This window comes from Corynebacterium sp. HMSC074H12, assembly GCF_001813755.1.
In the GTDB taxonomy this organism is placed as follows: domain Bacteria; phylum Actinomycetota; class Actinomycetes; order Mycobacteriales; family Mycobacteriaceae; genus Corynebacterium; species Corynebacterium hiratae.
The window spans coordinates 60362-73332 of sequence record NZ_KV813901.1 but is presented as its reverse complement, the minus strand read 5'-3'; the positions used below and the strand labels follow the sequence as shown (position 1 = coordinate 73332).

General features: G+C 61.5%; 9 protein-coding genes and 1 pseudogene. 4 read left to right on the top strand and 6 right to left on the bottom strand.

Features of this window, described 5'->3' with window-relative positions:
• Window position 1 precedes the first annotated feature (1 nt).
• Window positions 2–1279, top strand: coding sequence for a histidine--tRNA ligase (gene hisS, locus HMPREF2932_RS04880; RefSeq protein ID WP_071409727.1), 1278 nt, complete (start codon window positions 2–4; stop codon window positions 1277–1279).
• Here the strand turns inward: hisS and HMPREF2932_RS04875 are convergent.
• From HMPREF2932_RS04875 to HMPREF2932_RS04850, 6 genes and pseudogenes are all read right to left on the bottom strand, one after another.
• Window positions 1276–2685, bottom strand: a complete 1410-nt coding sequence (locus HMPREF2932_RS04875; protein WP_049154569.1) for an L-serine ammonia-lyase — start codon at window positions 2683–2685, stop codon at window positions 1276–1278. The two genes, hisS and HMPREF2932_RS04875, sit on opposite strands and share 4 nt — an antisense overlap.
• Before the next feature lie 72 nt (window positions 2686–2757).
• Window positions 2758–3435, bottom strand: a complete 678-nt coding sequence (locus HMPREF2932_RS04870; protein ID WP_070516932.1) for an FMN reductase — start codon at window positions 3433–3435, stop codon at window positions 2758–2760.
• Window positions 3436–4543: pseudogene (locus HMPREF2932_RS04865) on the bottom strand (LLM class flavin-dependent oxidoreductase).
• A gap of 45 nt (window positions 4544–4588) precedes the next feature.
• A complete protein-coding gene (locus tag HMPREF2932_RS04860; RefSeq protein ID WP_049154572.1) occupies window positions 4589–5311 on the bottom strand; it encodes a CBS domain-containing protein in 723 nt (240 codons plus the stop codon).
• 138 nt (window positions 5312–5449) lie between these two features.
• Window positions 5450–7039 (bottom strand): inorganic phosphate transporter, encoded by a 1590-nt coding sequence (locus tag HMPREF2932_RS04855; RefSeq protein WP_198525934.1) that lies wholly within the window; start codon window positions 7037–7039, stop codon window positions 5450–5452.
• Between the two features lie 337 nt (window positions 7040–7376).
• The gene (locus tag HMPREF2932_RS04850; protein WP_049154573.1) at window positions 7377–8270 is read right to left on the bottom strand and encodes a KPN_02809 family neutral zinc metallopeptidase; all 894 of its coding nucleotides are present in this window, start codon (window positions 8268–8270) and stop codon (window positions 7377–7379) included.
• 233 nt (window positions 8271–8503) lie between these two features.
• Here HMPREF2932_RS04850 and aspS point away from each other — a divergent pair, with 233 nt between their 5' ends.
• From aspS to HMPREF2932_RS04835, 3 genes are all read left to right on the top strand, one after another.
• Window positions 8504–10324: an aspartate--tRNA ligase gene (aspS, locus tag HMPREF2932_RS04845; protein WP_071409726.1), complete on the top strand. Its 1821-nt coding sequence runs from the start codon at window positions 8504–8506 to the stop codon at window positions 10322–10324.
• A 64-nt stretch (window positions 10325–10388) separates the two neighbouring features.
• Window positions 10389–11606 carry a phosphotransferase family protein gene (locus tag HMPREF2932_RS04840; protein WP_071409725.1) on the top strand — a complete coding sequence of 406 codons (1218 nt, stop codon included), beginning with the start codon at window positions 10389–10391 and terminating at the stop codon, window positions 11604–11606.
• A complete protein-coding gene (locus HMPREF2932_RS04835; protein ID WP_049154576.1) occupies window positions 11606–12961 on the top strand; it encodes a replication-associated recombination protein A in 1356 nt (451 codons plus the stop codon). Before HMPREF2932_RS04840 ends, HMPREF2932_RS04835 begins: the two co-directional genes overlap by 1 nt.
• Window positions 12962–12971 lie beyond the last annotated feature (10 nt).

The following is a 12971-nucleotide window of genomic DNA, read 5'->3' as shown; positions in this document are numbered from 1 at the left end:
CGTGAGTGATAAGAAGCAGTTCAAAGCCCTGTCCGCGCCTAAAGGTGTGCCGGACTACGTCCCGCCGCAATCGGCCATCTTTGCCAAGGTGCGCGACACCTTCGTGCACCAGGCACACCTGTCCGGCTTCCAACACATCGAACTCCCAATCTTCGAGGACACCTCGTTGTTCGCCCGCGGAGTGGGGGAGTCCACGGATGTCGTGTCCAAGGAAATGTACACCTTTGCCGATCGTGGCGATCGTTCCGTGACACTGCGCCCAGAAGGCACCGCTGGTGTCATGCGTGCGGTCATTGAACACAACCTCGACCGCGGTCAGCTTCCGGTCAAGCTCAACTATTTTGGCCCCTTCTTCCGCTACGAGCGCCCGCAGGCTGGCCGCTATCGCCAGCTGCAGCAGGTCGGAGTGGAGGCCATCGGCGTGGATGATCCGGCGCTGGACGCAGAGATCATTGCCTTGGCGGATCGCTCCTACCGCAGCCTGGGACTGAGCCAGTTCCGCCTCGAGCTTACGAGCTTGGGAGACCACGAGTGCCGCCCCGCTTATCGTGAGAAGCTGCAGGAGTTCCTGTTCAAGCTCGACTTGGATGAGGAAACCAAGGCCCGCGCGGAGCTGAACCCCTTGCGCGTTCTCGATGACAAGCGCCCGGAAGTCCAGGAGCAGCTTGTCGACGCCCCCCTGATGCTCGACCACCTCAATGCCGAGTGCCGCGAGCACTTTGAGACGGTCACTGGCCTGCTCGATGACATGGGCGTGCCCTACACCATCAACCCGCGCATGGTCCGCGGTCTCGATTACTACACGAAGACCTGTTTCGAATTCGTCCACGATGGCCTCGGCGCGCAGTCCGGCATTGGCGGCGGCGGCCGCTACGACGGGCTCATGGCTCAGCTCGGCGGACAGGAGTTGTCCGGTATCGGCTACGGCCTCGGAGTGGACCGCACGGTTTTGGCCCTGGAAGCCGAGGGCGTGGAGCTCGACGGCGTCGAAGAGCGCGTGGCCGTTTATGGCGTTGCTTTGGGCGCTGCGGCAAAGAAGAAGATGGTCAGCATCATTGATGACCTCCGCAAGGCCGGTATTTCCGCGGACATGTCCTTCGGTGACCGCGGCCTCAAGGGAGCGATGAAGGGCGCTGATCGCGCCAACGCCCGCTTCGCACTCGTCCTCGGTGACCAGGAGCTAGAGTCTGGCACCGTGGCGCTCAAGGATCTGCGCGCGCACGAGCAGCACGACGTCCCCGTGGGGGACGTCGTCAAGCAGCTTCGTCAGCTGGTTTAGCACTCCACCTGGGAGACGGTGAAGCCCATCGTCTTCGCTAGACCACCGAGCGAGGTCTCCTTGTACTTGGAGAGCATGTCGCGCCCCGTTTCGGCCATCGTGCGTACCGCGTTATCGAGGGTAACGTGGTGCGTTCCCTCTCCCATGCGGGCCAGGCGTGCGGCGTTGATGGACTTGACGGCACCGATGGCGTTGCGCTCGATGCAGGGAATCTGCACGAGGCCGCCGACCGGGTCGCAGGTCAAGCCGAGGTTGTGCTCAAGCGCGATCTCGGCAGCATTCTCTACCTGCTCCGGAGTCCCCCCAAGCAGTTCGGCCATGCCGGCCGCCGCCATAGAGGAGGCGGAGCCTACCTCACCCTGGCAGCCCACCTCGGCGCCGGAAATGGAGGCATTGGACTTGATAATGATGCCCACGGCACCCGCAGTGAGCAGGTAGCGGCGAGCATCGGCGCGCGTAAAGTCCGCCATGAAGTCGCGGGCATAATGGAGTACCGCCGGTATGATGCCACAGGCGCCATTCGTCGGCGCAGTAATGACGCGGCCGCCGGCGGCGTTCTGCTCGTTGACGGCGAGCGCGTAGAGGTTTACCCATTCCATCGCGGAAAAGCCACAGGACTCGTCGTCCTGCTTGGCCAACAACTGCTGGTACATCTGCGGCGCGCGGCGGTTGACGCGGAGACCACCAGGCAAGATTCCCTTGGTGGAAATTCCCTCGGTCACGCATTCGCGCATGATGTCCCAGACGAGATCGAGGTGCTGGTAGACGTAGTCGAGACCGCCCTCGTCGCGGTGAAGCACAGCCTCGTTCGCCGCAACGATCTCCCAAATCGCCATGTCATTGGCAGCGCACAGGTGAAGCAGGTGCTCACCAGATTGGAATTCATAAGGAACGGTGTCCTCGGCGGTAGCCGCAGCGACACCGGCCGGAACGCCAGTGTCGGTTTCGAGCTGGGCGTTGTACTCCTCGCGGGACAGAATGAAGCCGCCGCCGACGGAGAAATACTCCGCGTTCTCGGCGAGGATGGAGCCGTCTTCGTCCCAAGCAGTAAAAATAAGGCAGTTCGGGTGCTCGGGCACCGGCTCGTTGTTGAATTCGATGCTGTATTCCACCTCGCCTGCCGGGCCGCTGATGCTGCCCTCGGTAGGGATGAAGGCATCGGCGCGTGGCTCAGCATCGAGCGGAACGGAGAGCGGATCCCAACCGGCGAGGCCTAGAATGACGGCCCGGTCCGTAGCGTGTCCACGGCCGGTAGCGGACAAGGAGCCACGCAGTTCGATGTGGACCTTTGCTGGGTGTTGCTCAAGGGTCTCGAGGAAGGCCTTAGCAGCACGCATGGGGCCCACGGTGTGGGAGGAGGAGGGACCGATGCCGATCGAGAAGATGTCGGTCACGCTAATTGTCATGGGGGTTAAACCTCCTTAGAAGCGTTAAATAAGTTACGCCTTACGATAGTACCGAGCGCCCCCAGTCGTTGCTTAGCCCGGTTGGCCGTCGTGGCGGGACAGGAGTTCGCGGAAGCCCCCTGATTCCGAATCCGGTGCCTGCCCAGCAGAACCCTGGTGTGTGTCCTGCGGTTCGCCGAGAGGGCCGGCAAGGCCAGCTACGCGGTCGAGCGGGCGCACCATGAGGTCCGCCAACTCCCCAGCGGCGCGCTCGATGCGCTTTTCATTGCGCGCGCCCTCAGCGGTGCCAAAGTCCTCCGTGGCCTGGAAGATGCCGGTGGGGACCACCGTGGCATGCAGGTAATTGAGTAGTGGGCGCAGGGCATAATCCAACACCAAGGCGTGACGGCTGGAGCCGCCCGTGGCCGCGATGAGGGTTGGAAGCCCCTCCAGGGAATGTGGCTCCAAGGTGTCGAAGAACATCTTGAACAGACCCGAGTAACTGCCCTGGAACACGGGACTGACCGCGATGAGGCCGTCGGCATCCAGCACCGCGGACTGTGCCGCGGTGAGACGGGGCGTGGGCGAAACCCAGTTGGTCATGGCCTCAGCTAGCTCGCTCGCGAGGTCCCGGAGCTCGACGACGGTGATGTCGGTGCCTTCGCCCCGCGCGGTGACGTGGGCGGAGGTGGCGGCCGAGAGGGCGTCGGCAAGCGCGCGCGTCGAGGACGGCGATGACAACCCAGCCGTAATGACGACGAGTGACCGCATCTACTTCTCCTCTCCAGGGTTGACCAACGCGTGTGGTTCATAACTACCGAGCGTGGCGTGCGTTGGCGGGTCAGAAGGTACATGATCTGGGCGGCGCTCCTCAAAGCGCCGGCGCAGCTCAGGGACGACCTGCGTACCCAGAATCTCAATCTGCGCTAGCACCACCTCTTGCGGAAGGCCGGCATGATCGATAAGGAAGAGCTGGCGCTGATAGTCGCCCACCCAGTCGGCGAACTGCAGGGTTCGTTCTACGACCTGCTCCACCGTGCCTACCGTCAGTGGGGTTTGTGCGGTGAATTCTTCTAAGGAAGGGCCTTGGCCGTAGACCGGGGCGTTGTCGAAGTAGGGGCGGAAGAAATCCTTCGCCTCCTGCTCGGTAGACCCGATGAAGACATGCCCGCCGAGGCCCACGATGGCCTGATCCCCGCGACCATGACCGTAGGATTCGTAGCGGTTGCGGTAGAGGCTCACCATCTTCGCGGTGTGTTCCTTGTTCCAGAAGATGTTGTTGTGGAAGAAACCATCGCCGTAATAGGCCGCCTGTTCGGCAATCTGTGGGGAACGGATAGAGCCGTGCCAGACGAGGGGCGGGATACCGTCGAGCGGCGCCGGTGTGGCGGTGAATCCCTGTAGCGGGGTGCGGAATTTTCCTTGCCAGGTCACGACCGGTTCGCGCCACAGGCGGCGCAACAGGTGGTAGTTCTCCACCGCCAGAGGGATACCTTCGCGGATATCTTTGCCAAACCACGGGTAAACCGGACCGGTGTTACCGCGGCCCAACATGAGATCGATGCGCCCGTCAGCCAGGTGCTGGAGAAAAGCGTAGTCCTCTGCAAGCCGGACGGGGTCGTTGGTGGTGATCAGCGTGGTGGCAGTGGAGAGGTGCAGGTTCTTCGTCTGCGCCGCGATGTAGGCCAGATGGGTGGTGGGTGCGGACGGGACGAAGGGTGGGTTGTGGTGCTCGCCGGTGGCGAAGACGTCGAGGCCCACCTCCTCTGCCTTGAGGGCGATTTCTGTCATAGCGCGGATGCGCTCCGGCCTCGGTGGGGGTGCGACCGGTGGTGGGATCTTGCGTGACATCACCGATGCTAAAGACTCCAAATTGCATGCCATACTCCTCTCTGTGACATGTCAACAAAGTTTAGCCGGGTAATTATTCCCACTCAAGGGCGTCGACCAAGACTGCAAGATCCGCTGGCGTTGCGATGGCGAGCGGGCGCTGCGAAGGCTTGCCCTGCTCGGTAAGGAGAACCGCACTAGGATGCGTGCCGTCCGCCGCGGGTTCGGTGAGGGCATCGATGACCTCTTGCGCACTGGCGTTGCGGGGAAGGAACTCGGCCCTGTCCTTCTTCTCTGCAAACTCTAGAACGGCGCTAATCGACGCCGCGTTGACCACACCATCGTCTCCCAAATCTGCTGCGACCCAGCGGGCGATGACATTGGTCGTGAGGAGGGCTTGGTAAGCGCCGGAATCATAAATCGGGATCTGCGAATAGCCGGTCCTATTAATGAGCCGGAGAGCCTCTATGATCGGGGTATCGGGGCCAAGTGTGGTGACCTCACGGTTGGCGAGTAAGGACTGTGCCGTGGGCGGATCTGTAAGAAGCCGCTGGAGGTTCTCTAGCTGCGCCAGCACCTGTGGGTGCGGGGTAGCGATGGGCTCGCCGTCGAAATAGCGGCCGTGGGCGATGGCGTTGCGCAGATTACCTAAGTCCTTGAGCTGCTCTGCCTGGCGCTTGCTGAGCAGGTGTTTGTCGTGTGCGCGGTCGACAATCCACCAGAAGGAGTCGGAGTTCTTGGCCCCGACGGCCTGGCGGAGAAACTGCTCAATGTCGTTGAATGCGGAAAAGAATCTGGCCAGGGAGTTATCGCTCATGCCGTCCCAGTGTACGGGTGCTCTCAAACCCCAGTGGTCGCTGGTGGACAGAGAAAACAAAGAAGCCGCGAGTATCCCGAGGCGGCAGGAGACTCGCGGCGACTGGGTACGATGCCCTGTGCGCGTGTTGTGTTGAGACTAGAACACGACGCGCAGGATGGAGACCGTCACAGCTGCGATGGCAGCGGCGGCTGGGAGAGTGATGACCCATGCGAGGGCGATGGGCTTCATCAGGTTCCAGTTAGCAGCGCGGTTGACGATGCCGACGCCAAGGACAGCACCGATGAGGATGTGCGTCGAGGAAACCGGGAGGCCTAGGAGGGAGGCTGCCATGACAACGGCAGCGGCAGCCAGCTCAGCGGCGAAACCGGAGGAGGGGTGCATCTGGGTCAGGCCGGAACCGACGGTCTGGATAACGAAGCGGCCGATGAACCACAGGCCAGAAACGAGGGCAATGCCCATAGCCACCATGACCGGCAGCGGGACGGTGACTTCGTCAGAAATCCGGTTGGTCTGCAGGACATCGAAGACGGCGGCGAAGGGGCCGATGGCGTTGGCGATGTCGTTCGAGCCGTGCGAGAACGCGAAGGCGGAGGCGGTGAAGACCTGCATCCAAGAGAAGAGGAGGAAGGTGGAGCGGGACAGGGACTTCTTCTTCAGAGAGCGGGCGAAGATGAAGACGGCCATCCAGACCACGGCACCTACCATGCCCATGACAAGGAGGTTCTCAAGTGTGGAGAAGTCAACGCCGGTGTTCTTGAGGCCCTTGAAGAGCATCATCGCGGAGATGATAACAGCGCCCAATGCTGCCAGCAGCGGGACCCAGTTCTCTAGTGCGCGGTGCGCGTTGACGTCCTCGAGATCCTTGTTGAGGTTGTGCAAATCTCGGTAGTAGTCGGACTCGAGCGCCTCTGGATCGTAATCATCTTCCGCGGTGAGGGCGGCATCACGGGCCATGGCGTTGGTGTAGGAAATCTGCTGCAGCTCGTTCATGCGCTCGAAGCGGGTCTTGTGCTCCTTGCGCAGCTCAGCGCGGCGAACCTTGATGTCGCGCAGACGCTCGTCTGCGGCGTCGTTGTAGACGAGGATGGAAGCCTTAATCCACCTAAACAGCAGGTAAGCGGCAACACCGCCAAGAACTGGTGAAAGTACCCAGGAGAAAGCAATGGTGCCAATGCCGCCCCACTGCACCATGTCCATTCCGCCCTTGCCGGTGACGAAGCCGACGGTCAGCGCGGCGCCGACGATACCGCCGACGATGGAGTGGGTCGTAGAAACCGGCCAGCCCATGCGGGTAGCGACGAGCAGCCAGATGGCAGCGCCGAGCAGCGACGCCATCATGATGTAGACGAACTCCATGGGGTCGAGCCCGTCAATGGCGTCGAGGTCCACAATGCCGGAGCGGACGGTGTCGGTAACCTCGCCGCCGGCGAGGATCGCGCCGGATACCTCAAAAACCGCCGCAACAGCGAGGGCCTGCTTCATAGAGAGGGTTCCCGCACCCACGGAGGTACCGAAAGAGTTGGCGACGTCATTGCCACCAATGTTGAAGGCCATGAATACGGCGAAGATGATCGCGGTAACAAGGACGATCTTGTTAGCGCCCTCAGCAACCTCTCCGTTGCCCCAAATGATGAAGAGGACAAGAGTAACAGCGGTGATGGCGCCGAAGAACAAGTGCCAAATCCAGTCCTTGTTCTTACCATTCATCGTTTCGAGATCAGGCATCGTCGGCGTGGCGGTGCTCAAAACGTCGTTCCTTTCATGAAGAGAACGCTGCGTGATGAGGAAGCGCGGGCTGCCGCGGGCAAGGTAAAAGCGTCAATAATGATGGGGATTAACGTACCTGCTGCGGTGCAGGTGATGACATCACGCACAGTTCTTTTATGTTTTTAAAGACAGAGCGGATCCCACCACGAACCGGCGGGAACTTGATCAGGGTAAAGCATCAAGATTGCCGGCAGGTAAACGCCTCATGTATTTGAATTTAATCTGCACATTTTGTGGCACATTTGGGGGTGGTGTGGCCTTTCGGTGGACACACCAACATTTTTGACGCTCGGTATTAAGACTTATATACGCCTCGACCCAAAGTGTCGCACTGCTCCATCTTTCCGCTGTTATATCCGGCGAGGAAGGATTGTGCTCGGTCCTCAGAGGAGCCGTGTGTCCAGGTATCGGGGCGTACCTCGCCGCCAGAGCGGCGCTGGATGTTGTCGTCGCCCACGGCGCGGGCAGTGTTGACGGCGTCGGTGACCTGCTGTTCGGTGATCGTTTCGAGCAAAGCATCCTCACCCTTGTCGGCGTAGTGTGCCCACAGTCCGGCATAGCAATCCGCTTGCAGCTCAATCTTCACTGCGTTGGAGTCCTCGCCGGGTTCGTTGTAATTGGACAAGCTGAGTGTGCCCTCTAGCTTCTGAATGTGGTGGCCAAATTCGTGGGCGACGATATACATCTGTGCCAGAGGTGCATTATCCCCACCGAAGTTGCGGAGCTGATCGAAGAACGCGGTGTCGAAATAGGCGGACTCATCGGCCGGGCAGTAGAACGGCCCGGTGGCGCCGGAGGCTTGGCCACAGCCGGACATAGTGGTGTTGTTAAAGATGACGCGGCCGGGTTCGACGTACTCGATGCCTGCCTGATCCGGCAGCTGCTGGGCCCAGACCTTGTCGACGGACTGGGCGGCGAACATGACGCGGCAGTCGTCGTACTTATTGCCGTCCTCGGCAGTTTGGCAGTGTGCGAAGGCATCCTCTCCGCTTTCCTCTGGGCCGACCTGGGTTTGGTCGGGCTGAGGGCTGCTTTCGGTGATGTCACCAAGATCGCCGCCAAGCAAGAGATAGAGGCCAATGAGGAGGAGGGAGCCAATGCCGCCGCCGGTAGCGATCATGCCGCCGCGGCCCCCGCCGCCGGAGCTTGCTCGCTTGCCATCAAAGTTGGCGCCAGATTTGAAAGTCATGGTCCAGATTTTGCCATATGCGGGCGGTGATGTGAGTGTGATGAGGGGAGCTGCGTCAGGCGGGGGTACCAGCGCTCAACGTTCGGCGGTGCTCGGTGTTTACCCCAGAGCTGAGCAAGTCCGGTGCGGGCGGTAGACTTGGGCCGTTCAAGTTCTTGCATCCCTCGGCGCGTGCTGTCTACGCGTGGCGTGTGTGGGTGCGAGCGTCAACAATGAGAAGGGATTGAACGAGAGTGCTGCGTACACATTTGGCAGGCGAACTGCGCAAAGAGATGGCGGGGGAGACCGTCACCCTGACGGGTTGGGTGGCGCGCCGTCGCGACCATGGCGGTGTTATCTTCATTGACCTGCGTGATCGCTCCGGCGTTGCCCAGGTGGTTTTCCGTGAATCCGAGGTTGCTGAGCGCGCCCATGATCTGCGCTCCGAATACTGCGTTAAGGTCACCGGCGTGGTGGATCCCCGTCCAGAGGGTTCTGCTAACGCGAACCTGGCCTCCGGTGAGATCGAGGTCAACGTTACGGATCTGGAAGTGCTCAACAAGTCTGCAGCACTGCCGTTCCAGATCGATGATCCTTCTTCCTCCGGTGAGGTCGGCGAGGAGACCCGTCTGAAGTACCGCTATCTCGATCTGCGTCGGGAGCGCCAGCATGAGGCTTTGCGCCTGCGCTCGGCAGCTAACCGTGCCGCTCGCCAGGTTCTGGATAGCCATGATTTCACTGAAATCGAAACCCCGACCCTGACCCGCTCCACCCCGGAGGGCGCTCGTGACTTCCTCGTGCCCGCCCGCCTCAAGCCGGGCAGCTGGTACGCACTCCCACAGTCCCCGCAGCTGTTTAAGCAGCTGCTCATGGTGGCCGGCATGGAGCGTTACTACCAGATTGCTCGCTGCTACCGCGATGAGGACTTCCGCGCGGACCGTCAGCCGGAGTTTACGCAGCTCGACGTCGAGATGTCCTTCGTTGATCAGGACGATGTGATCGCTCTTGCGGAAGAAATTATCTCCGCCCTGTGGAAGCTCATCGGCTACGAAATCAAGACCCCCATCCCGCGCATGACCTATGCCGATGCCATGAAGTACTACGGATCTGACAAGCCGGACTTGCGCTTCGACATCAAGATCGTCGAGTGCACCGAGTTCTTCAAGGACACCACCTTCCGTGTCTTCCAGAACGAGTACGTTGGTGCTGTCGTCATGGAAGGCGGAGCCTCCCAGCCGCGCCGCCAGTTCGATGCGTGGCAGGAATGGGCGAAGCAGCGCGGCGCGAAGGGCCTGGCTTACATCACCATCGCTGAGGACGGCACCTTGGGCGGCCCGGTGGCCAAGAACATTACTGATGCCGAGCGCGAGGGCATTGCCGAGCACGTCGGTGCCAAACCGGGTGACGCCATCTTCTTCGCAGCTGGTGAGACCAAGTCATCCCGCGCTCTTCTGGGTGCAGCACGCGGTGAGATTGCAAAGAAGCTGGACCTCATCAAGGACGGCGACTGGGCCTTCACCTGGGTTGTGGACGCACCACTGTTCGAGCCTGCCGCTGACGCCACCGCCTCCGGCGACGTGGCTCTGGGCCACTCCAAGTGGACGGCAGTACACCACGCCTTTACCTCGCCGAAGCCGGAATATCTGGACAACTTCGACGAGAACCCGGGTGAGGCGCTGGCCTACGCCTACGACATCGTCTGCAACGGCAACGAGATCGGCGGCGGATCTATCCGTATCCACGACCAAGACGTGCAGAAGCGTGTCTTCGACGTTATGGGCATCGGTGAGGAAGAAGCACAGGAGAAGTTCGGCTTCCTCCTCGACGCTTTCCAGTTTGGCGCCCCTCCGCACGGTGGTATCGCGTTCGGTTGGGACCGCATTGTCTCCCTGCTGGGAGGTTTCGACTCTATTCGTGACGTCATCGCTTTCCCGAAGTCCGGTGGCGGCGTGGACCCGTTGACCGATGCTCCGGGCACCATCCCTGCCGAGCAGCGCAAGGAGACCGGCGTGGATTTTAAGCCGGAGAAGGCAGCCAAGGCCGCTCAGGGCGACAAGGTTGGGAAGGAGTCCTAGGTCGCTCAACTCGGTAATGTAGTTGGGCCTACGATATGTGGAAGCAGGCAAGCAAGTGAATCCGATGGGACACGAGTCCAAGAACAAATCTGTGGCGGATGCCGTGGTGGCGGAAGCCTCACAGATGCTCTCGCGCCGCTTTGGCGGGGAGCCTGAGCTTAGTGACGTCGAGCAACTCACTGGTTCGGGCAACGCCGTGGTGCTTCGTGCCCGCACGTCACCGAGTGCCTTCTTCCCGCATCGTTCGGTGGTCATCAAATACAACCCAGTCACCGGGCATACCATTGATGACGCCGCCCTTCTGCGTGAGGTGGTGGCCTATCAGTTCACCACAGCGTTATCCGAAGAGGTTCGCCCAGGCCCAGTGCTGCTCGCACACGACGTCGAGAAGCGCATTTTGGTGCTGTCTGACGCCGGTGATGGCGACAGCCTGGCGGATACTCTTGCCCGCAGCAATGACGAAGAACGCGGAGAGCTGCTCAGGTCCCTGGGCGGCGCGCTGGGCAAAATGCACGCAGGCACGGCTGGGCACGAAGAGGATTACAAGGCTCTGCTGAACCGTCAGTTGCGCCGGCATCCCGAATACGCCGAGCACCAAGCCCTGCGCGATGAGTCCCTGAAAAGCTCCATTCTGATCGGTGCGGACATCCTCAGCGAAGCAGGACTGGAGCCACCAGAGCACGTCCGCGAATTGGCCCGCACCGCCATGCAGAGCTTTAGTTCTGGCCGCAACCGCGCTTTTACGCCCTTCGATCTATCCCCAGACAACATCATCGCGGGGACAACCCTGACCTTCCTGGATTATGAGTGGGCCGGTTTTCGCAACGTGGGCTTTGACGTGGCCTGTGTTGTCGCCGGCTTCCCACAGTTCCTCTTCAGTCGCCCGATTACGGATGCTGAGGCGGACGTCTTCATTCAAGCCTGGCAGCGCCGAGTCGTCGACGTGTGGCCGCAGCTGGCGGATGAGAAGACACTGCATGAGTTGATAGTCGCCTGCCTCATTGGTTGGGCTTTATCGAGCGTGACCACGATGTATGCCGGTGGGATTGAAGGGGTAGTGGCTCTGGCGGAAGGCAACGCCGAAATTTATCGTGACCCGCATCGCTCGCTGCTTCGCCGCTCCGATCACGGCCCGTTCAGCGAGGATGAGCTCCTGATTCGGCGCGACCTTTATGAAACTTTCGAAGCGCTCTCACGCTTTGCCGCGCAGTGCAAGAACGATGGGTGTTCGACTGTTGCCGCTTTCGGCCACGCTGTGGCCTCCCGTCTCCGGGAGTCCTGATGGGGCAGGAGTCACTCTTCGGCGACGACCAATCAGCGCCAAGCCTGCCGGGTGGCCCCGATATTTTTGCGACTCATTCGGGGTCACCGCTGGCCGCGCGCATGCGGCCGCAAAGCCTCGACGAAGTAGTGGGCCAAAAGCACCTTCTGGAACCCGGGACTCCGCTGCGCCGCCTCGTCGAGGGTTCCGGCGAGGCCTCCGTCATCCTGTACGGCCCGCCAGGCACCGGAAAAACGACCCTGGCTTCGCTGATCGCGTCCTCTCTGGGGGATAACTTCATCGGCCTGTCCGCCCTCGACTCCGGCGTCAAGCAGGTACGGGAAGTCATCACGCATGCTCGCCGCGAGCTGATTGAGGGCCGCCGCACAGTGCTCTTTATCGATGAGGTGCACCGCTTTTCCAAAACCCAGCAGGACGCATTGCTGGCTGCGGTGGAAAACCGGACGGTGCTGCTCGTGGCAGCTACCACCGAGAACCCCTCCTTCTCCGTGGTGGCGCCTCTGCTCTCGCGTTCGCTGCTGCTGCACTTGGAGCCGCTTGACGACGCCTCCCTGCGCACTCTCGCCGAGCGAGCGCTGACGAGCGAGCGCGGCTTAGCCGGGCGAATCACCGCAACGGAAGACGCTCTGGACCAACTGGTGCTGCTCGCCGGAGGAGATGCGCGTCGCACGCTGACCTACCTCGAGGCTGCGGCTGAGGCGGTACCAGATGGTGGCGAGCTCACCGTCGACATTCTCAAAGACAATGTCAACCGCGCGGTGGTGCGCTATGACCGTGACGGCGACCAGCACTATGACGTAGTCTCCGCGTTCATCAAGTCCATTCGCGGTTCTGACGTCGATGCTGCGTTGCACTACCTCGCCCGCATGATTGAGGCTGGCGAGGATCCACGCTTCATTGCGCGCCGGCTCATCGTGCACGCCTCAGAGGACATTGGGATGGCCGACCCCACCGCGCTACCCACCGCCGTGGCCGCCGCGGAGGCCGCTGCGCTGATCGGCCTGCCCGAGGCGCGCATCCCGCTGGCTCAGGCCACGATCCACCTGGCTACTGCGCCGAAGTCGAATTCCGTTATTAATGCCATCAATTCTGCTCAGGCCGATGTCCGGGCCGGTAAGAGCGGTTACGTCCCGCCGCACTTGCGCGACGGGCACTACGAGGGTGCTAAGCGCCTAGGTAACGCCGTCGGCTATCAGTACCCGCATGATGATCCACGCGGTGTTCTAGCCCAGCAGTATCTGCCGGAGACGCTGGCCGATGCCGAGTATTATCAGCCCACCGACCACGGAGCGGAAAAGCGCGTGCGCGAGTACCTGGGAAGGTTGCGGGACATCATCCGGGGGCGGCGTCGCTAAGCACAGCACC